The organism is Streptomyces sp. NBC_00019 (genome assembly GCF_045041015.1).
Taxonomy (GTDB): Bacteria; Actinomycetota; Actinomycetes; order Streptomycetales; family Streptomycetaceae; genus Streptomyces.
In genome coordinates this window covers 6,159,189-6,178,023 of the sequence record NZ_CP108302.1, presented here as the reverse complement: position 1 = coordinate 6,178,023, position 18,835 = coordinate 6,159,189, and the positions used below count along the sequence as shown (strand labels likewise).

Annotated in this window: 17 protein-coding genes; 3 read left to right on the top strand and 14 right to left on the bottom strand. The window is 68.8% G+C overall.

What is annotated here, in order from left to right:
- Positions 1-3: 3 nt before the first annotated feature.
- From nuoL to OHU89_RS29170, 12 genes are read right to left on the bottom strand one after another with little or no spacing between them, the layout of a single operon-like run.
- Entirely contained in the window at positions 4-1,917 is a 1,914-nt protein-coding gene (gene nuoL, locus OHU89_RS29225) for an NADH-quinone oxidoreductase subunit L (protein ID WP_405647192.1), read from the bottom strand.
- 14 nt (positions 1,918-1,931) lie between these two features.
- Positions 1,932-2,231 carry an NADH-quinone oxidoreductase subunit NuoK gene (gene nuoK, locus OHU89_RS29220; RefSeq protein ID WP_003974374.1) on the bottom strand — a complete coding sequence of 100 codons (300 nt, stop codon included), beginning with the start codon at positions 2,229-2,231 and terminating at the stop codon, positions 1,932-1,934.
- Positions 2,228-3,085 carry an NADH-quinone oxidoreductase subunit J gene (locus OHU89_RS29215; protein ID WP_365394053.1) on the bottom strand — a complete coding sequence of 286 codons (858 nt, stop codon included), beginning with the start codon at positions 3,083-3,085 and terminating at the stop codon, positions 2,228-2,230. Before OHU89_RS29215 ends, nuoK begins: the two co-directional genes overlap by 4 nt.
- A complete protein-coding gene (nuoI, locus tag OHU89_RS29210) occupies positions 3,082-3,684 on the bottom strand; it encodes an NADH-quinone oxidoreductase subunit NuoI (protein ID WP_405647191.1) in 603 nt (200 codons plus the stop codon). Before nuoI ends, OHU89_RS29215 begins: the two co-directional genes overlap by 4 nt.
- Positions 3,677-5,032 (bottom strand): NADH-quinone oxidoreductase subunit NuoH, encoded by a 1,356-nt coding sequence (nuoH, locus tag OHU89_RS29205; RefSeq protein WP_405647188.1) that lies wholly within the window; start codon positions 5,030-5,032, stop codon positions 3,677-3,679. The genes nuoI and nuoH overlap by 8 nt, the downstream gene beginning before the upstream one ends.
- A complete protein-coding gene (locus OHU89_RS29200; RefSeq protein WP_405647186.1) occupies positions 5,029-7,533 on the bottom strand; it encodes an NADH-quinone oxidoreductase subunit G in 2,505 nt (834 codons plus the stop codon). The genes nuoH and OHU89_RS29200 overlap by 4 nt, the downstream gene beginning before the upstream one ends.
- The gene (nuoF, locus tag OHU89_RS29195; RefSeq protein WP_046261002.1) at positions 7,530-8,879 is read right to left on the bottom strand and encodes an NADH-quinone oxidoreductase subunit NuoF; all 1,350 of its coding nucleotides are present in this window, start codon (positions 8,877-8,879) and stop codon (positions 7,530-7,532) included. The genes OHU89_RS29200 and nuoF overlap by 4 nt, the downstream gene beginning before the upstream one ends.
- On the bottom strand, positions 8,879-9,751 hold the full coding sequence (nuoE, locus tag OHU89_RS29190; RefSeq protein WP_405647184.1) for an NADH-quinone oxidoreductase subunit NuoE: 873 nt from the start codon (positions 9,749-9,751) through the stop codon (positions 8,879-8,881). Before nuoE ends, nuoF begins: the two co-directional genes overlap by 1 nt.
- Positions 9,748-11,070 (bottom strand): NADH-quinone oxidoreductase subunit D, encoded by a 1,323-nt coding sequence (locus OHU89_RS29185; RefSeq protein ID WP_266889067.1) that lies wholly within the window; start codon positions 11,068-11,070, stop codon positions 9,748-9,750. The genes nuoE and OHU89_RS29185 overlap by 4 nt, the downstream gene beginning before the upstream one ends.
- Complete coding sequence (locus OHU89_RS29180) at positions 11,067-11,813, bottom strand: NADH-quinone oxidoreductase subunit C (protein WP_266889068.1); 747 nt, start codon at positions 11,811-11,813, stop codon at positions 11,067-11,069. The genes OHU89_RS29185 and OHU89_RS29180 overlap by 4 nt, the downstream gene beginning before the upstream one ends.
- Positions 11,810-12,364 carry an NADH-quinone oxidoreductase subunit B family protein gene (locus tag OHU89_RS29175; protein ID WP_266889069.1) on the bottom strand — a complete coding sequence of 185 codons (555 nt, stop codon included), beginning with the start codon at positions 12,362-12,364 and terminating at the stop codon, positions 11,810-11,812. The genes OHU89_RS29180 and OHU89_RS29175 overlap by 4 nt, the downstream gene beginning before the upstream one ends.
- Before the next feature lie 14 nt (positions 12,365-12,378).
- Positions 12,379-12,738, bottom strand: a complete 360-nt coding sequence (locus OHU89_RS29170; protein WP_046261007.1) for an NADH-quinone oxidoreductase subunit A — start codon at positions 12,736-12,738, stop codon at positions 12,379-12,381.
- A gap of 714 nt (positions 12,739-13,452) precedes the next feature.
- Between OHU89_RS29170 and OHU89_RS29165 the strand changes: the two genes are divergently transcribed.
- Entirely contained in the window at positions 13,453-14,280 is an 828-nt protein-coding gene (locus OHU89_RS29165; protein ID WP_405647180.1) for a C40 family peptidase, read from the top strand.
- A gap of 82 nt (positions 14,281-14,362) precedes the next feature.
- Here the strand turns inward: OHU89_RS29165 and OHU89_RS29160 are convergent, their stop codons facing one another.
- Positions 14,363-16,165 (bottom strand): FAD-dependent oxidoreductase, encoded by a 1,803-nt coding sequence (locus OHU89_RS29160; protein ID WP_405647178.1) that lies wholly within the window; start codon positions 16,163-16,165, stop codon positions 14,363-14,365.
- Between the two features lie 83 nt (positions 16,166-16,248).
- Between OHU89_RS29160 and def the strand changes: the two genes are divergently transcribed.
- Complete coding sequence (gene def, locus OHU89_RS29155) at positions 16,249-16,875, top strand: peptide deformylase (RefSeq protein ID WP_405647177.1); 627 nt, start codon at positions 16,249-16,251, stop codon at positions 16,873-16,875.
- Position 16,876: 1 nt separating this feature from the next.
- On the opposite strand, the gene OHU89_RS29150 is transcribed toward def, so the two are convergent.
- Complete coding sequence (locus tag OHU89_RS29150; RefSeq protein ID WP_046261010.1) at positions 16,877-18,175, bottom strand: geranylgeranyl reductase family protein; 1,299 nt, start codon at positions 18,173-18,175, stop codon at positions 16,877-16,879.
- Positions 18,176-18,272: 97 nt separating this feature from the next.
- Between OHU89_RS29150 and OHU89_RS29145 the strand changes: the two genes are divergently transcribed.
- Positions 18,273-18,779 (top strand): GNAT family N-acetyltransferase, encoded by a 507-nt coding sequence (locus tag OHU89_RS29145; RefSeq protein WP_266889073.1) that lies wholly within the window; start codon positions 18,273-18,275, stop codon positions 18,777-18,779.
- Positions 18,780-18,835: the final 56 nt, after the last annotated feature.

Here is an 18,835-nt window from a genome sequence, read left to right as displayed (position 1 = left end):
GTATCAGACCGCCCTCATCAGCAGGGTCGCGGCGATCAGCACTGCCGCACCGCCGAACATCGAGACCGCGTACGACCGCGCGTAGCCGTTCTGCAGTTTGCGGAGCCGTCCGGAGAGACCGCCCATGGAGGCCGCCGTACCGTTGACCACGCCGTCGACCAGGGTGTGGTCGACGTACACCAGGGACCGGGTGAGGTGCTCGCCGCCGCGGACCAGGACGACGTGGTTGAAGTCGTCCTGGAGCAGGTCGCGTCGGGCGGCCCGGGTGAGCATGGATCCGCGCGGGGCGACGACCGGGACCGGGCGGCGGCCGTACTGGAGGTAGGCGAAGGTGACGCCGATGACCATCACGGCGACCGTGGCGCCGGTGACCGTGGCCGCGCTGATCGGCGCGTCGCCGTGGTCGTGTCCGGTGATGGGCTCGAGCCAGTGCAGGAAGCGGTCGCCGATGCTGAAGAAGCCGCCCGCGAAGACCGACCCGAAGGCCAGCACGATCATGGGGATCGTCATGGACCTGGGCGACTCGTGCGGGTGCGGCTCGTGGCCTTCGGCGTCCGGCTGCCAGCGCTTCTCGCCGAAGAACGTCATCAGCATCACGCGCGTCATGTAGTACGCCGTGATGGCCGCGCCCAGCAGCGCGCAGCCGCCGAGGATCCAGCCCTCGGTGCCGCCCTTGGCGAAGGCCGCCTCGATGATCTTGTCCTTGGAGAAGAAGCCGGACAAACCCGGGAAGCCGATGATCGCGAGGTAGCCGAGGCCGAAGGTGATGAAGGTGACCGGCATGTACTTCCGGAGGCCGCCGTACTTCCTCATGTCGACCTCGTCGTTCATGCCGTGCATGACCGATCCGGCGCCGAGGAACAGTCCGGCCTTGAAGAAGCCGTGCGTCACCAGGTGCATGATCGCGAAGACGTAGCCGATGGGGCCGAGGCCCGCGGCCAGCACCATGTAGCCGATCTGCGACATGGTCGAGCCGGCCAGCGCCTTCTTGATGTCGTCCTTCGCGCAACCGACGATCGCACCGAACAGGAGCGTGACGGCACCGACGATGGTGACGACGAGCTGGGCGTCCGGAGCGAGGTTGAAGATGTTGGCGGAGCGGACGATCAGGTAGACGCCCGCGGTCACCATGGTCGCGGCGTGGATGAGGGCCGAGACCGGGGTCGGGCCCTCCATCGCGTCCCCGAGCCAGGACTGCAGCGGCACCTGGGCGGACTTGCCGCAGGCGGCGAGCAGCAGCATCAGGGCGATGCCGGTGAGGGTGGCCTCGCCGGCGCCGCTGACCGCGCCCGGCTCCTCGTGCGTGCCGAGGACCGGCCCGAAGGCGAAGGTCCCGAACGTCGTGAACATCAGCATGATCGCGATCGACAGGCCCATGTCGCCGACGCGGTTGACCAGGAAGGCCTTCTTCGCGGCGGTCGCGGCGCTGGGCTTGTGCTGCCAGAAGCCGATCAGCAGGTAGGAGGCGAGACCGACGCCCTCCCAGCCGACGTACAGCAGAAGGTAGTTGTCGGCGAGGACGAGCAGCAGCATCGCCGCGAGGAACAGGTTCAGATAGCCGAAGAAGCGGCGGCGCCGCTCGTCGTGCTCCATGTACCCGACGGAGTACAGGTGGATCAGCGAGCCGACGCCGGTGATCAGCAGCACGAACGTCATCGACAGCTGGTCGAGGCGGAAGGCGATGTCCGCCTGGAAGCCCTCGACCGGGACCCAGCTGAACAGGTGGCTCGTCAGGGTCCGGTGTTCGGCGTCCTTGCCGAGCAGGTCGGCGAAGAGCACGGCGCCGATCACGAAGGAGGCGGCCGCGAGGGCCGTGCCGATCCAGTGGCCGACGGCGTCGAGCCGCCGGCCACCGCACAGCAGTACGGCCGCTCCGAGCAGAGGCGCCGCCACCAGCAGCGCAATCAGGTTCTCCACGATTCAGCGACCCCTCAGAGCTTCATCAGGCTGGCGTCGTCGACCGAGGCCGAGTGGCGGGAGCGGAACAGGGACACGATGATCGCGAGCCCGACCACGACCTCCGCGGCGGCGACGACCATCGTGAAGAAGGCGATGATCTGGCCGTCGAGGTTGCCGTGCATCCGGGAGAAGGCGACGAACGCCAGGTTGCAGGCGTTGAGCATGAGCTCGATGCACATGAACACGACGATCGCGTTGCGCCTGATCAGTACGCCGGTGGCGCCGATCGTGAACAACAGCGCCGCGAGGTAGAGATAGTTGACGGGGTTCACTTCGACGCCTCCTCGGCCCGCTTGAGGTTCGCCGGTGCCGTGTCGGTCCGCTCCAGGCGCTCCTCGGCGCGCTGTTCCAGTGCGCGCAGATCGTTGAGCGCCTCGGTCGAGACGTCACGGATCTGGCCGCGCTCGCGCAGCGTCTTGTTGACGGTGAGCTCGGAGGGGGTGCCGTCGGGCAGCAGGCCCGCGATGTCCACGGCGTTGTGCCGGGCGTAGACACCGGGCGCGGGCAGCGGCGGAAGGTGCTTGCCCTCGCGGACGCGCTCTTCGGCCAGCTCCCGCTGGGTCTTGGCGCGCTCGGTGCGCTCGCGGTGGGTGAGCAGCATGGCGCCGACGGTGGCCGTGATCAGCAGGGCGCCGGTGATCTCGAAGGCGAACACGTACTTGGTGAAGATGAGGGTCGCGAGACCCTCCACGTTGCCGTTGGCGTTGGCCTGCGCCATCCCGTTGAACTCCGTCAGGGAGGCGTTGCCGATGCCGGCGACCAGCAGGATGCCGAAGCCGAGGCCGCAGAGAAGGGCCAGCCAGCGCTGGCCCTTGATGGTCTCCTTCAGGGAGTCCGCGGCCGTGACGCCGACGAGCATCACCACGAAGAGGAACAGCATCATGATCGCGCCGGTGTAGACGATGATCTGTACGACGCCCAGGAAGTAGGCGCCGTTGGCGAGGTAGAACACCGCCAGGATGATCATGGTGCCGGCGAGACAGAGCGCGCTGTGCACGGCCTTCTTCATGAAGACGGTGCACAGGGCGCCGATCACGGCGACGGTGCCGAGCACCCAGAACTGGAAGGCCTCGCCGGTGGAGGTGCCAGCAGAAAGAGTGGCTGTGGCGGCGAGCTGCATGCTCATGCGCCCACCTCCTCTTCTTCAGGCTTCTCGCCCCTGGAGACGGCGACCTGCTGCACCGTGCCGGGCGCGGCTTCCGTCACCAGGCCCCGGTAGTAGTCCTGCTCGTCCGTCCCCGGGAAGATCGAGTGGGGCGAGTCGACCATGCCCTCCTCGAGCCCGGCGAGCAGCTGCTCCTTGGTGTAGATGAGGTTGGCGCGGCTGGAGTCGGCGAGCTCGAACTCGTTGGTCATCGTCAACGCGCGCGTGGGGCACGCCTCGATGCACAGGCCGCACAGGATGCAGCGGGCGTAGTTGATCTGGTAGACGCTCCCGTACCGCTCGCCCGGCGAGTAGCGCTCCTCCTCCGTGTTGTCCGCGCCCTCGACGTAGATCGCGTCGGCGGGGCAGGCCCAGGCGCACAGCTCGCAGCCGACGCACTTCTCCAGGCCGTCCGGATGGCGGTTGAGCTGGTGCCGTCCGTGGAAACGGGGAGCGGTGGTCTTCTGCTGCTCCGGGTACTGCTCGGTCAGCCGCTTCTTGAACATGGCCTTGAAGGTCACGCCGAAGCCGGCTACCGGATTCTGGAAACCGGGATCGGTCTCCTTGGGCTCCTCAGCCATCGGACGCCTCCTTTCCATCCAGAGATCCGTCACTCTGAGTATCGGGCCCACCACTGACAATCAGCTCCCGCTCCCGGCGCGGACGGCGCCTCGGCACGGGTGGCAACTCCTGTCCGGGCAGCGGCGGTACGGGGAATCCGCCGGCCATCGGGTCGAAGGCGACGGGCGGGGCGGGCTCCTCCTTCGGCTTCCCGCGGAACATGTCCGCGACGAAGGACAGCAGCAGGAGCAGCAGGACGCCGCCGCCGACGTAGAGGGCGATGTCGGCGAAGTCGTAGTTCTCGTTGCGCAGGGTCCGCACGGTCGCGACGAGCATCAGCCACACCACGGAGACCGGGATGAGGACCTTCCAGCCGAGCTTCATCAGCTGGTCGTAGCGGACACGAGGGAGCGTGCCGCGCAGCCAGATGAAGAAGAACAGCAGCAGCTGGACCTTGATGACGAACCAGAGCATCGGCCACCAGCCGTGGTTCGCGCCCTCCCAGAAGGTACTGATGGGCCAGGGGGCCCGCCAGCCGCCGAGGAAGAGCGTCACGGACACGGCCGAGACCGTCACCATGTTCACGTACTCGGCGAGCATGAACAGCGCGAACTTGATGGACGTGTACTCGGTGTTGAAGCCGCCGACCAGGTCGCCCTCGGACTCCGGCATGTCGAACGGGGCGCGGTTGGTCTCGCCGATCATCGTGACGATGTAGATGATGAAGGAGACCGGCAGCAGGATGACGTACCAGCGGTCCTGTTGCGCCTCGACGATCGCCGAGGTCGACATCGACCCGGAGTAGAGGAACACCGAGGCGAACGCGGCGCCCATGGCGATCTCGTACGAGATCATCTGCGCGCAGGAGCGCAGTCCGCCGAGCAGCGGATAGGTGGATCCGGAACTCCAACCCGCAAGCACGATGCCGTAGATGCCGACCGAGGCGACCGCGAGGACGTAGAGCATCGCGATCGGCAGGTCGGTGAGCTGCATCGTGGTGCGCTGGCCGAAGATCGAGACCTCGTTGCCGGCCGGGCCGAAGGGGATCACCGCGATCGCCATGAAGGCCGGGACGGCCGCGATGATCGGTGCGAGGACGTAGACCACCTTGTCCGCGCGTTTGACGATGAGGTCTTCCTTCAGCATCAGCTTGACGCCGTCGGCGAGCGACTGGAGCATGCCCCAGGGTCCGTGCCGGTTGGGGCCGATGCGCAGCTGCATCCAGGCGACGACCTTGCGCTCCCACACGATGGAGAACAGCACGGTCACCATCAGGAAGGCGAAGCAGAACACCGCCTTGAGGACGACCAGCCACCAGGGGTCGGTGCCGAACAGCGAGAGGTCTTCAGCGGCGAGGTACGGGCTCATGCCTCCACCTCCTTGGGGGCTTCGGCGGCGAGCGTCGCCGGGCCGATGCGGACGAGTGAGCCGGGCACCGCACCGGCGTCGGAGGCGACTCCCCCGCCCGCGGAGTTCAGGGGGAGCCAGACCACGCGGTCGGGCATCTCGGTGATCTGCAGCGGGAGTTCGACGGCACCGGCGGGGCCGGTCACGGCGAGCACGTCGCCGTCCTTCACCCCGGCCTCGGCGGCGGTCGCGGCCGACACACGCGCGTGGGCCGCGTGCCGGGTCCCGGCGAGCGCCTCGTCACCCTCCTGGAGGCGGCCCTGGTCGAGCAGCAGCCGGTGCCCGGCCAGTACGGCCTCTCCGGCGGCCGGCCGCGGCAACTGGGCGGCGGTCTCGAGCGGTTCGGTGGCCCGGGGTCCGTCCCAGGCGCCGAGCCGGTCGATCTCGCCGCGCACGGTCCGCAGGTCCGGCAGACCCAGGTGGACGTCCATGGCGTCGGCCAGCATCTGCAGCACGCGCGCGTCGGTGGGCGCGAGACGGCGGGTCATCTGCTCGGGCTTGAGCGCGGCCTCGAAGAAGCGCACCCGGCCTTCCCAGTTGAGGAAGGTGCCGGCCTTCTCGGCGACCGCGGCGACCGGCAGGACCACGTCCGCGTGCTCGGTGACCTCGCTGGGCCGCAGCTCCAGCGAGACCAGGAAGCCGACCTCGTGAAGTGCTTCACGTGCGCGTGCCGGGTCCGGGAGGTCTGCGACTTCGACGCCGGCGACGACCAGCGCCTGGAGTTCTCCGGTGGCGGCGGCCTCGACGATCTGGCCGGTGTCGCGGCCGTAGCGGTGCGGGAGTTCGGCGACGCCCCAGGCCGCGGCGACCTCCTCACGCGCGCGTGGGTCGGTCGCCGGACGTCCGCCCGGCAGCAGCGACGGCAGCGCGCCCGCCTCGACGGCGCCGCGCTCTCCCGCCCTGCGCGGGATCCACACCAGCTGCGCGCCGGTCGCGGACGCGGCCCGTACGGCGGCGGTCAGTCCGCCCCGCACTGCGGCCAGCCGTTCACCGACGACGAGTACCGCGCCCTGGGAGCGCAGCGCCTCGGCGGCCTGAGCTCCGTCGCCCTCCAGGCCGACCTCGCCCGCGAGCGCGTCCAGCCATTCGGTCTCGGTGCCGGGAGCGGCGGGGAGCAGCGTGCCGCCGGCCTTCTCCAGACCGCGCGTGGCGTGCGTGGCCAGTGCGAACACCTTCTGCCCGTGCTTGCGCCAGGCCTTGCGCAGCCTCAGGAAGACGCCGGGCGCCTCCTCCTCGGCCTCGAACCCGACCAGCAGGACGGCGGGCGCCTTCTCCAGTGCGGTGTAGGTGACGCCCGTACCGTCGAGGTCACGGCCGCGTCCGGCGATCCGCGCGGCGAGGAAGTCGGTCTCCTCACCGCTGTGCACGCGCGCGCGGAAGTCGATGTCGTTGGTGTCGAGCGCCACGCGCGCGAACTTGCTGTACGCGTAGGCGTCCTCGATGGTGAGCCGGCCACCGGTGAGGATGCCGGTCCGGGAGCGGGCCGCGGCAAGTCCCTGAGCAGCCGCCTCCAGGGCCTCGGGCCAGGACGCGGGCTCGAGAACACCGTCGGCGTTGCGCACCAGGGGCGTCTCCAGGCGGTCGCGCTGCTGCGCGTACCGGAATCCGAACCGCCCCTTGTCGCAGATCCACTCCTCGTTGACCTCGGGGTCGTTGGCCGCGAGCTTGCGCATGACCTTGCCGCGCCGGTGGTCGGTGCGCGTGGCGCAGCCGCCGGAGCAGTGCTCGCAGACGCTCGGGGAGGACACCAGGTCGAAGGGGCGCGAGCGGAAGCGGTAGGCCGCCGAGGTGAGCGCGCCGACCGGGCAGATCTGGATGGTGTTGCCGGAGAAGTACGACTCGAAGGGGTCGCCCTCGCCGATGCCGACCTGCTGCAGCGCGCCCCGCTCGACCAGTTCGATCATCGGGTCGCCCGCGACCTGGTTGGAGAAGCGGGTGCAGCGGGCGCACAGCACGCACCGCTCGCGGTCGAGGAGTACCTGTGTGGAGATCGGCACGGGCTTCTCGTACGTCCGCTTTTTGCCTTCGAAGCGTGACTCGGCCTGGCCGTGCGACATGGCCTGGTTCTGCAGGGGGCACTCGCCGCCCTTGTCGCAGACCGGGCAGTCCAGCGGGTGGTTGATGAGGAGGAGCTCCATCACACCGTGCTGGGCCTTCTCCGCGGCCGGCGAGGTGAGGTGGGTCTTCACCACCATTCCGTCGGTGCAGGTGATGGTGCAGGACGCCATCGGCTTGCGCTGGCCCTCGACGTCGACGATGCACTGGCGGCAGGCGCCGGCCGGGTCGAGGAGGGGGTGGTCGCAGAAGCGGGGGATCTCGATGCCGAGTTGTTCGGCGGCGCGGATGACCAGGGTGCCCTTGGGCACGCTGATCTCCACGCCGTCGATGGTCAGCGAGACGAGATCTTCCGGCGGGACCGCCGCCTCTCCCCCACCGGAGGGAGCGCTCGTGGTCACCGTCATGCGTTCACCTCCGTGCGGGAGTCGGCCCAGACCGTCGACTTGGCCGGGTCGAAGGGGCAGCCGCGGCCCGTGATGTGCTGCTCGTACTCCTCGCGGAAGTACTTGAGCGAGGAGAAGATCGGCGAGGCGGCACCGTCACCGAGGGCGCAGAACGACTTGCCGTTGATGTTGTCGGCGATGTCGTTGAGCTTGTCGAGGTCGGACATGACGCCCTTGCCGGCCTCGATGTCGCGCAGCAATTGCACGAGCCAGTAGGTGCCTTCGCGGCAGGGTGTGCACTTGCCGCAGGACTCGTGGGCGTAGAACTCGGTCCAGCGGGTGACGGCGCGGACGACGCAGGTCGTCTCGTCGAAGCACTGGAGGGCTTTGGTGCCGAGCATTGAACCCGCGGCGCCCACTCCCTCGTAGTCGAGGGGGACGTCGAGGTGCTCGTCGGTGAACATCGGCGTCGAGGAGCCGCCCGGCGTCCAGAACTTCAGCCGGTGCCCGGGCCGCATTCCGCCGCTCATCTCCAGGAGTTGGCGGAGCGTGATGCCGAGCGGGGCCTCGTACTGGCCGGGGCTGGTGACATGGCCGCTGAGCGAGTAGAGCGTGAAGCCCGGGGACTTCTCGCTGCCCATCGACCTGAACCAGTCTTTTCCTTTTTGCAGGATCGCGGGAACCGACGCGATCGACTCCACGTTGTTCACCACAGTCGGGCACGCATAGAGGCCCGCGACGGCAGGGAAAGGGGGACGGAGCCGCGGTTGACCGCGGCGGCCTTCGAGCGAGTCGAGCAGTGCGGTCTCCTCACCGCAGATGTACGCGCCTGCGCCCGCGTGCACGGTGAGTTCCAGGTCGAGCCCGCTGCCCAGGATGTTCTCGCCGAGGAAGCCCGCCTCATGAGCCTCGCGCACGGCCTCGTGCAACCGCCGCAGGACTGGGACGACTTCACCGCGCAGATAGATGAAGGCATGCGACGACCTGATGGCATAACACGCGATGACAATGCCCTCGATGAGGCTGTGCGGGTTCGCGAACAGGAGCGGGATGTCCTTACAGGTTCCCGGTTCCGATTCGTCGGCGTTGACAACTAGATAGTGCGGCTTTCCATCACCCTGGGGAATGAACTGCCATTTCATTCCCGTGGGGAATCCCGCGCCGCCGCGGCCGCGCAGACCGGAGTCCTTGACGTACGCGATCAGGTCGTCCGGTGACATGGCGAGCGCCTTGCGGAGCCCCTCGTATCCTTCGTGCCTTCGGTAGACGTCCAGAGACCAGGACTTGTCCTCGTCCCAGAAGGCCGACAGCACGGGTGCGAGCAGCTTCTCGGGGCTGGTGTCTTTCAATTCGGGTGCCAAGGTCATCACTCCCCCTCCTCGGCGGTAGGCCCTGCCGGGTGGGCCGGGTCGGAGGCCGACGTGTCCTGAGGCGCGTCGTGCGAGCTCAGGTGCTGTGTCGGTGACGGGTCGTGTACGGCCCTGTCCCGCGGCTCGTCGTGCGGGCCGCCGTCGCGGGGGTGGACCACGCGCGCGGGTGCGGTCTCTCCTCTGGCCAGGCGGAGGCCCATCAGCGACGCGGGTCCCGCACCGCCGCTTGCCTCGACGGCCCCTGGCCGCTCGTCGGGGAAGCCGGCGAGGATCCGCGCGGTCTCCTTGAAGGTGCACAGCGGCGCCCCGCGCGTGGGCTCGACCGTCCGGCCCGCGCGCAGGTCGTCGACGAGGTGTTTGGCGCTGGACGGGGTCTGGTTGTCGAAGAACTCCCAGTTGACCATCACGACGGGCGCGAAGTCGCAGGCCGCGTTGCACTCGATGTGCTCCAGCGTGACCTTGCCGTCCTCGGTGGTCTCGCCGTTGCCGACGCCGAGGTGCTCCTGGAGCTCCTCGAAGATCGCGTCACCGCCCATCACCGCGCACAGGGTGTTGGTGCAGACGCCCACCTGGTAGTCACCGCTCGGCCTGCGCCGGTACATGGTGTAGAAGGTGGCGACCGCGGTGACCTCGGCGGTGGTCAGGCCCAGTACGTCCGCGCAGAACCGCATCCCGGTGCGCGTGACATGGCCCTCCTCCGACTGCACGAGATGCAGCAGCGGAAGGAGCGCGGACCGGGAGTCGGGGTAGCGGGCGATGACCTCGCGCGCGTCCGCCTCCAGCCGGGCTCGAACGTCGTCCGGGTAGACGGGCGCGGGCAGTTCGGGCATGCCCAGGCTGACGCCCTGCTCGGAAGAAGAGGTGGTCACCGGTCGACGCCTCCCATCACGGGGTCGATGGACGCGACGGCGACGATGACGTCGGCGACCTGGCCGCCCTCGCACATCGCCGCCATGGCCTGAAGGTTGGTGAAGGACGGGTCCCGGAAGTGGACCCGGAAGGGGCGGGTACCGCCGTCGGACACGGCGTGCACCCCGAGTTCGCCCTTGGGCGACTCGACGGCCGCGTACGCCTGTCCCGGCGGGACGCGGAAGCCCTCGGTCACCAGCTTGAAGTGGTGGATCAGGGCCTCCATGGAGGTGCCCATGATCTTCTTGATGTGGTCGAGGGAGTTGCCGAGCCCGTCGGGGCCCAGGGCGAGCTGGGCGGGCCAGGCGATCTTCTTGTCGGCGACCATGACCGGGCCGGGCTGGAGCCGGTCCAGGCACTGCTCGACGATCCTGAGGGACTGGCGCATCTCCTCGAGGCGGATCAGGAAGCGGCCGTAGGAGTCACAGGTGTCGGCGGTCGGGACGTCGAAGTCGTAGGTCTCGTAATCGCAGTACGGCTGCGCCTTGCGCAGGTCGAACGGCAGCCCGGTGGAGCGCAGGATCGGGCCGGTGGCGCCGAGGGCCATGCAGCCGGCCAGGTCGAGATAGCCGATGTCCTGCATACGGGCCTTGAAGATGGGGTTCCCGGTGGCGAGCTTGTCGTACTCCGGGAGGTTCTTCTTCATCTTCTTCACGAACTCGCGGATGTGATCCACCGCGCCGGGCGGCAGGTCCTGCGCGAGTCCGCCCGGGCGGATGAACGCGTGGTTCATCCGAAGGCCCGTGATGAGCTCGTAGATGTCGAGAATCATTTCACGATCACGGAATCCGTAGATCATGATCGTGGTGGCGCCGAGTTCCATACCGCCGGTGGCGATGCACACCAGGTGCGAGGAGAGCCGGTTCAGCTCCATCAGGAGCACCCGGATGATCTTGGCTCGCTCGGTGATCTGGTCCTCGACGCCGAGGAGTTTCTCGACGGCGAGGCAGTAGGCGGTCTCGTTGAAGAAGGACGTCAGGTAGTCCATGCGCGTCACGAACGTGGTGCCCTGCGTCCACGTGCGGTACTCGAGGTTCTTCTCGATGCCGGTGTGGAGGTAGCCGATGCCGCAGCGGGCCTCGGTGACCGTCTCGCCGTCGATCTCCAGGATCAGGCGGAGCACTCCGTGTGTGGACGGGTGCTGCGGGCCCATGTTGACGACGATGCGCTCGTCGTCCGCGCGGGCCGCGGACTGGACCACCTCGTCCCAGTCGCCACCGGTGACCGTGTAGACGGTGCCCTCGGTGGTCTCCCGGGCGGATGCTGACTGCGTGCTCACGAGTACGACCTCCGCTGGTCCGGAGCCGGGATCTGGGCGCCCTTGTACTCGACGGGGATGCCGCCGAGGGGGTAGTCCTTGCGCTGCGGGTGGCCCTGCCAGTCGTCCGGCATCATGATCCGCGTCAGGGCCGGGTGACCGTCGAAGACGATCCCGAAGAAGTCGTAGGTCTCGCGCTCGTGCCAGTCGTTGGTCGGATACACGGAGACCAGGGACGGGATCTTCGGATCGGCGTCCGGGGCGCTGACCTCGAGGCGGATCAGCCGGTTGTGGGTGAGCGAGCGCAGGTGGTAGACGGCGTGCAGCTCGCGGCCCTTGTCGTGCGGGTAGTGCACCCCGCTGACGCCGGTACAGAGCTCGAAGCGCAGGGCCGGGTCGTCGCGCAGGGTGCGGGCGACGCGCAGCAGGTGCTCGCGCTCGATGTGGAAGGTGAGCTCGTCGCGGTCGACGACCGTCTTCTCGATCGCGTTGTCGGGCAGGAGTCCCTGCTCCTCCAGTGCTCCCTCGAGTTCGTCGGCGACCTCGTCGAACCAGCCGCCGTAGGGGCGGGCCGCGGGTCCCGGCAGGCGGACCGAGCGCACCAGGCCGCCGTAGCCGGAGGTGTCGCCGCCGTTGTTGGCGCCGAACATGCCGCGCTGGACGCGGATCTCCTCGCCGCCCTCGCCGCGCTGGCCGGGGAGGTTGGAGGCGCTGAGGTCCTTCTCGGGGTTCGCGCCGTCGCCGGCACCGTTCGCGTCGCTCACCGCAGCAGCCCCTTCATCTCGATGGTGGGCAGGGCCTTGAGCGCCGCTTCCTCCGCCTCGCGGGCCGCCTCCTCGGCGTTCACGCCGAGCTTGGAGCCCTGGATCTTCTGGTGGAGCTTGAGGATGGCGTCCAGCAGCATCTCGGGCCGTGGCGGGCAGCCCGGGAGGTAGATGTCGACGGGGAGGATGTGGTCGACGCCCTGGACGACCGCGTAATTGTTGAACATCCCGCCCGAGGAGGCGCAGACCCCCATGGAGATGACCCACTTCGGGTTCGCCATCTGGTCGTAGACCTGCCTGACCACCGGGGCCATCTTCTGGCTGACCCGGCCGGCGACGATCATGAGGTCGGCCTGGCGGGGTGAGCCGCGGAAGACCTCCATGCCGAAGCGGGCCAGGTCGTAGCGTCCGGCGCCGGTGGTCATCATCTCGATGGCACAGCAGGCGAGGCCGAAGGTGGCCGGGAAGACGGACGCCTTGCGCACCCAGCCCGCGGCCTGCTCGACGGTGGTCAGCAGGAAGCCGCTCGGCAGCTTTTCTTCGAGTCCCATGAGTTAGAGGCCCCTCAGTCCCATTCCAGGCCGCCGCGCCGCCACACGTACGCGTACGCAACGAAGACGGTGAGCACGAAGAGCAGCATCTCCACGAGCCCGAAAACACCCAGGGCGTCGAAGGTGACGGCCCAGGGGTAGAGGAAGACGATCTCGATGTCGAAGACGATGAAGAGCATCGCCGTCAGGTAGTACTTGATGGGGAAGCGCCCGCCGCCGGCCGGCGTGGGGGTTGGCTCGACCCCGCACTCGTAGGCGTCGAGCCTGGCCCGGTTGTAACGCTTCGGACCGATCAGCGTGGCCATGACCACGGAGAAGATCGCAAAGCCTGCCCCGAGGGCTCCCAGTACGAGGATGGGCGCATACGCGTTCACCGCTCCTCGCTCCTCTCAGTCGGCACTGACTGCTGGCGATGGCGTTGAGTTCGCTTCCGCCCCACCCGTCCCGCAAGTCCCGCCCGTCCCGGCGAAGATCGCGAACATGTGAAGCAGGTCACAAGCCCAACTGACCCGCATCTTATGCCCGCCGGTCTGTGATCTGCGACACGGGGTATTGCACAAGCTTTGTGATCTCCACCACCTGACGAAGGATCATGAAGTCGGATGAGCGGTGATCTTCGTACGTGAAGCGTCCGAGCGATCACCAGAGGTGACATTTTGCCTCGTCGGCGCAGCTGGGAGCAGGCGTCTCCATATCAAGAGAGTTCCCTTGCATGCAAATTGGTGCTGGACTTCACTGCTTGATAGTGCGCCGCGTTCACACATCAGGAGGAGTCGCGGGGTGCGATGTGGACGCGTGCACACATTCACGAGCGGGTGAGGGCGGGATGCGTGCGCGTGACGCACCCGCCGCTGTAACCGTTGCGTGACCTCCGCCACATCAATGAGAGACCTCTGAGAACCGGGCTTGGCCACCTGTCCCAACCGGTGGTAGGTGCGGGGCAATTCGGACGTAAACACGAAAGTACGTGATCAAGGCCTTGTTGGGTCGCGTCCGCAATGTCCGTTACGGCGTCAATAAGGAGCGGCGGACCAGGAATTCGAGGCGCCCATTGAACAACTGTGGCGCAGCACACGTTTCTTGAAGGTATGGAGGAGCCCCTGATACCGCTTGGTCTCATGTCCCACACCGCTCACATACGAAGCCACCGGAAGCCCCGCCGCAGCGCGACGACATCCATCGCGATGCGCGCCGGAGTTGCCGGTGGCGTCCTCAGCATGGCAGCGGCGGGCGCGTCGGCTTCGGCGAGCGCCGCCGAGCCGGTGACGCAGACCCTCGAACTGCCCACCCTCACGGCCGACCTGGCCGTCCAGGTCGCCGAGTCCGCGGACGCCACGCAGCAGGCGGCCGCGAACTACGAGCTCCAGGCCGAGCGCGACGCGGCCGCCGCCGCTGCCGCCAAGGAGGCCAAGAAGGACCTCGCCGAGGCGAAGAAGAAGGCTGAGGCCAAGAAGAAGGCCGAGGAGGCCCGCAAGGCCGCCGCGGAGGCCGCCGCCTCGCGTTCCTCGGAGCGGACCACCCTTTCCGCCACCACGACCACGACCGCCTCGGCGCCCGCCAGCGGCAGCGTCGCGACCGTCATCGCCTTCCTCAAGGCACAGGTGGGCGACGCCTACGTCATGGGCGCCACCGGGCCCAACGCGTGGGACTGCTCCAGCCTGGTCCAGGCCGCGTTCAAGCAGGTCGGCGTCGAGCTGCCGCGGGTCTCGCAGGACCAGTCGATGCAGGGCACCGACATCCCGCTGTCGCAGATCCAGGTCGGCGACATCCTCTACTGGGGCGGCAAGGGTTCCGCCTACCACGTGGGCGTCTACATCGGTGACGGCCAGTACCTGGACGCGGCCAACCCCTCCAAGGGTGTCGTCATCCAGGACCTGTCCGGATACCCGGCGTCCGGCGCGGTGCGCGTACTCTGACGAGCACGCACACGCGTCACGAACGTCGGAAGGGCCGCAGCCGCTCGGGGGCAGCGGCCCTTCCGCCCTGTCCGGGTCCCGCCTAGCCGAGGTCGAAGGTGTTGGGCAGCCCCAGCCGGTGGCGTACCTCGTCGATCCGTTTCAGCGGCTCCATCTCCGGGGGCCGGTACAGCTCCTGGATCTCACACCGCTCGACGTCCGAATTGTCCGCGTCCAGCAGTGCGTTGACGGCCAGTCGCGCGGACTCGTTGGCGCCTTCCATGGTCGCCAGGTCGACGTCGGTGCGGACGTAGTCGCCCGCGAGGAAGAAGTTCGGCACCTTTGTGCGGGCCGTGGGGCGGTTGTAGAGCGTGCCCGTGGGGTGGATGAGGAGTTGCTCGCGGTTTCGCGGCTCAGGGCCGCCCAGGCCCGTCACAGCCGGGTCCATGAACCAGCCGAGCCGGTCGGTGTCCACGAGTGTCGTCTTGCCGGCGTCGTTGAGGCCGTCCTTCAACTGGGCCCAGAGTTCGGCGACGACCTCGTCCTTCGTGCACTCCTTGGCCGTCTTGCCGTACAGGATGCCGGGTTTGTCCCACTCGGAGATGATCGCCGAGAGACAGTCGTGGGTCTGTCCGTCGCCGTAGTCGCGCGGGAAGTCCCGTCCGGGCCAGAACTGCGCCTGGCCGACGGCCGTCACCGACCAGGGTGAGTCGAGGCAGTTGATGTGGCCGTGCACGACCGGCTTGGGCGTGCGGAGGTAGAACATCACGCCGGTCATCCAGTCCGCCCGCAGCGCGTCGCACCGGGAGAGCTGCGGATCCGCCGCGCGCAGGGCCGGGCCCCACGTCACGCGCGCGTGCTCGACGGGCAGCGCGCAGACGTAGTGGTCGGCGGTGACGGTGCGGTCGTCGCCGCCGTCGCGGTCCGAGACGCGGACACCGGTCACCCGGCCGCCGGCGTACAGGACGTCGTGAACCTGCGTGCCGAGGACGAACTCGACGCCGAGGGAGCGCAGATGCCGCTCCCAGGGGTCGATCCAGGCCTCGCTGGTGGGGGCGTTGAGGACCCGGTCGATGTCGGCGTCGCCGTCCATGCCGCGGCCTAGGAGGCCCCACAGGAGCAGCGCCTCGATGATGACGCGGCCGACGGTGCGGGTGGAGGCGACCTCCGCGCGGGTGGCGACCAGGTTGCGGGTCTGGCCGATGCCCAGCAGCGTCTGGTACTCGGCGCTCATCTCCTCCGCGCGGATGAAGTCCCACCACGCGACCTTCTCCCACTGGTCCTCGCGGCGGGCGTCGCAGCTGGTGAGGTGGACCAGGACGCGGTCGGCGAAGTAGGCGGCCTCGTGGGCGGGGAGGCGGGTGCCGAGGTCCAGGACGGAGAGGATCTGGTCACGGATCCAGGACGGGGTGAGGTCGCCGGGGGCGGGCGGGGTGGTGGCGCGGCGCAGGGGGAAGTGCAGGTCTGGACGGCCGCCCGAGCGGGCGAAGAGGGCCTCCGTGCCGCTGACGAGGTTGTCGTGGACGCCGTTCGCGTTGCCGGCGAAGGGGATGCGGCGCATCGTGTCCGGCAGGTTCCGGTAGAAGCCGGGGAAGAAGCGGAAGCCGTGCTCGGCGGGGAGGTCCGCGCGGCCGCCGGCCGCCGTGCCCGGGACGGGCATCGAGCGGGCCTTGCCGCCGAGGGCGTCGTAGTACTCGTAGACGGTGACGGCGTAGCCGCGTTCGGCGAGTTCGTGCGCGGCGCTGAGGCCGGAGACACCACCGCCGAGGACGGCCACCTTCCTGCCGGAAGCCGCCTTCGCGCTCCCGGCGGGCCATAACGCGAGCGCGCCGGCCACTCCCCCCGTACCGGCCAGGAACCGTCTGCGGGTGTGGCCGTCGGGCTGCTCCATGTGTTCTGTTGTCATGGGCAACGGAGGGTAGGGAGAGGCCCCGGAGGCCGGAACCCCGATGACCCACCGCCCACAGCATCCACACAACAGGGAGAAACATGCCCAGCGTGTTCGTTCAAGGCAGGCCGGCCGACTCCTACCCCCGCCTCGCGCCCGAGGCCCGGCGCGGACAGGTACGGCGCATCACCGAGGTCGGCGAAGGGGTCCTGCACAAGCCGTGCCGGGACGTGACCGAGTTCGGGCCCGATCTCGCCGCGCTCATCGACGACATGTTCCTGACGATGTACATCGCGGAGGGGGCCGGGCTCGCGGCGAACCAGGTCGGGGTGGATCTGCGGCTGTTCGTGTACGACTGCCCGGACGACGACGGGGCCCGGCACGTCGGGCACATCGTCAACCCGGTGCTGGAGCAGCTCGATCCCGCCGGCCGCAGGCTCCTCGACGACCACGAGGGCTGCCTCTCCGTACCGGGCGCCGTGATGGACGTACCGCGTCCGGACCGGGCCGTCGTGCGCGGGCTCGACAAGGACGGTGAGCCGATCACGATCGAGGGGACCGGCTACTTCGCCCGCTGCCTCGCCCATGAGACCGACCACGTCGACGGACGCGTCTACCTGGACCGGCTCTCCCAGCGCGAACGCAAGGACGCGCTACGACAGGTGGCGGACCGGCGCGAGGAGGTCTTCGCACGCCGGGCCGCCAACATCGAGGCGCTGAGCCACTAGTTCAGGCCTTCGGGGCCACCTTGCTCAGCCCGTTGATGATGCGGTCCATCGCGTCGCCGCCCGTCGGGTCGGTGAGGTTGGCCAGCATCTTCAGGGTGAACTTCATGAGCAGGGGGTGGGTGAGGCCGCGCTGGGCCGCGATCTTCATGACCTTCGGATTGCCGATGAGCTTCACGAAGGCGCGGCCCAGCGTGTAGTAGCCGCCGTAGGTGTCCTTGAGGACCTGCGGGTAGCGCTGGAGCGCGATCTCACGCTGAGCCGGTGTGGCCCGGGCGTGGGCCTGGACGATGACGTCGGCGGCGATGTTGCCGGACTCCATGGCGTAGGCGATGCCCTCGCCGTTGAAGGGGTTCACCATGCCGCCGGCGTCGCCGACCAGGAGCAGGCCCTTGGTGTAGTGGGGCTGGCGGTTGAAGGCCATCGGCAGGGCGGCGCCGCGGATCGGGCCCGTCATGTTCTCCGGCGTGTAGCCCCACTCCTCCGGCATCGACGCGCACCAGGCCTTCAGCACCTCGCGCCAGTCGAGCTCCTTGAAGGAGTCGGAGGTGTTGAGCACGCCGAGGCCCACGTTCGAGGTGCCGTCGCCCATGCCGAAGATCCAGCCGTAGCCCGGCAGCAGCCGGGGCTCGGGCCCCCGTCGGTCCCACAGCTCCAGCCAGGACTCCAGGTAGTCGTCCTCGTGGCGCGGCGATTCGAAGTACGTGCGGACGGCCACGCCCATCGGACGGTCCTCGCGGCGGTGCAGGCCCATCGCCAGGGACAGCCGGGTGGAGTTGCCGTCGGCCGCGACCACGAGCGGCGCGTGGAAGGTGACCTCCCGCTTCTCGCCGGTGTCGCCGAGCTTGGCGTGCACGCCGGTGATACGACCGGTGCGGTCGTCGATGATCGGGGCGCCGACGTTGCAGCGCTCATAGAGGCGTGCGCCCGCCTTCTGCGCCTGGCGGGCGAGTTGCTCGTCGAAGTCGTCGCGCTTGCGGACGAGGCCGTAGTCCGGGAAGGACGCGAGATCCGGCCAGTCCAACTGGAGGCGGACGCCGCCGCCGATGATGCGCAGGCCCTTGTTGCGCAGCCAGCCCGCTTCCTCGGAGATGTCGATACCCATGGCCACCAGCTGTTTGGTGGCTCGCGGGGTGAGGCCGTCGCCGCAGACCTTCTCGCGCGGGAACGCCGTCTTCTCCAGGAGAAGCACGTCGAGTCCGGCCTTGGCGAGGTAGTACGCGGTCGTGGAGCCGGCCGGCCCCGCGCCGACGACGATGACATCGGCGGTGTTTTCGGAGAGGGGCTCAGTCACGACGGTCACGGCGGGATCTCCCCAAGTTCGCAATGTGCGTGCCGACCGGCACTGGACATGGGCAGTCTATTCAGCACGATTGATCACCCGGCTGAAGGGCTGCCCCGTGAACCGAGCTCTCCCTGTAGTAAGGCTGCGCGTCCCCACCGACGAGGACGCCGTCGCCTGGCACCGGATCTTCGACGACCGGGACGTCATGGAGTTCCACGGAGGCAGGTCGGCGGAGCTGTACGTCTACGAGGAACTCACCGCCCGCCAGCGCCGGCACGACGCCGAGCGGGGGTTCTGTCTGTGGACCATGGTCGACGAGAACGGGCAGGTCATCGGGTTCACCGGCGCCCAGCCGTGGCCGCAGGACTGGGGACCCAAGGGTGAGATCGAGATCGGCTGGCGGCTCGGGCGCGCGCACTGGGGCAAGGGGTACGCCACCGCGGCCGCCCAGATGACGCTGGAACGGCTGCGGGCGGCGGGCGTCACCAACGTCGTGGCGCTGGTCAGACCCGGCAACGAACGGTCCATCGCGGTCACCCGGCGGCTCGGGATGGTGGCGGCGGAGACGTTCCCGCATCCGCGGCTGCCGGAGAACGCGCTGTGCTTCCGCCTTGATCTGTGACGCAGAGTGATAATCGGCTACAGAAAAATACTCAGCGCTTCCAGGTAGCGCCCCAG

Excerpts from the sequence above, each read along its gene's own strand:
- OHU89_RS29175 (WP_266889069.1), bottom strand. The coding sequence starts at position 12,364 with ATGGGACTCGAAGAAAAGCTGCCGAGCGGCTTCCTGCTGACCACCGTC.
- OHU89_RS29165 (WP_405647180.1), top strand. The coding sequence starts at position 13,453 with ATGGAGGAGCCCCTGATACCGCTTGGTCTCATGTCCCACACCGCTCAC.
- nuoF (WP_046261002.1), bottom strand. The coding sequence starts at position 8,879 with ATGACCTTGGCACCCGAATTGAAAGACACCAGCCCCGAGAAGCTGCTC.
- nuoI (WP_405647191.1), bottom strand. The coding sequence starts at position 3,684 with ATGGCTGAGGAGCCCAAGGAGACCGATCCCGGTTTCCAGAATCCGGTA.
- def (WP_405647177.1), top strand. The coding sequence starts at position 16,249 with ATGCCCAGCGTGTTCGTTCAAGGCAGGCCGGCCGACTCCTACCCCCGC.
- OHU89_RS29215 (WP_365394053.1), bottom strand. The coding sequence starts at position 3,085 with ATGAGCATGCAGCTCGCCGCCACAGCCACTCTTTCTGCTGGCACCTCC.
- nuoH (WP_405647188.1), bottom strand. The coding sequence starts at position 5,032 with ATGAGCCCGTACCTCGCCGCTGAAGACCTCTCGCTGTTCGGCACCGAC.
- OHU89_RS29160 (WP_405647178.1), bottom strand. The coding sequence starts at position 16,165 with ATGACAACAGAACACATGGAGCAGCCCGACGGCCACACCCGCAGACGG.
- OHU89_RS29200 (WP_405647186.1), bottom strand. The coding sequence starts at position 7,533 with ATGACGGTGACCACGAGCGCTCCCTCCGGTGGGGGAGAGGCGGCGGTC.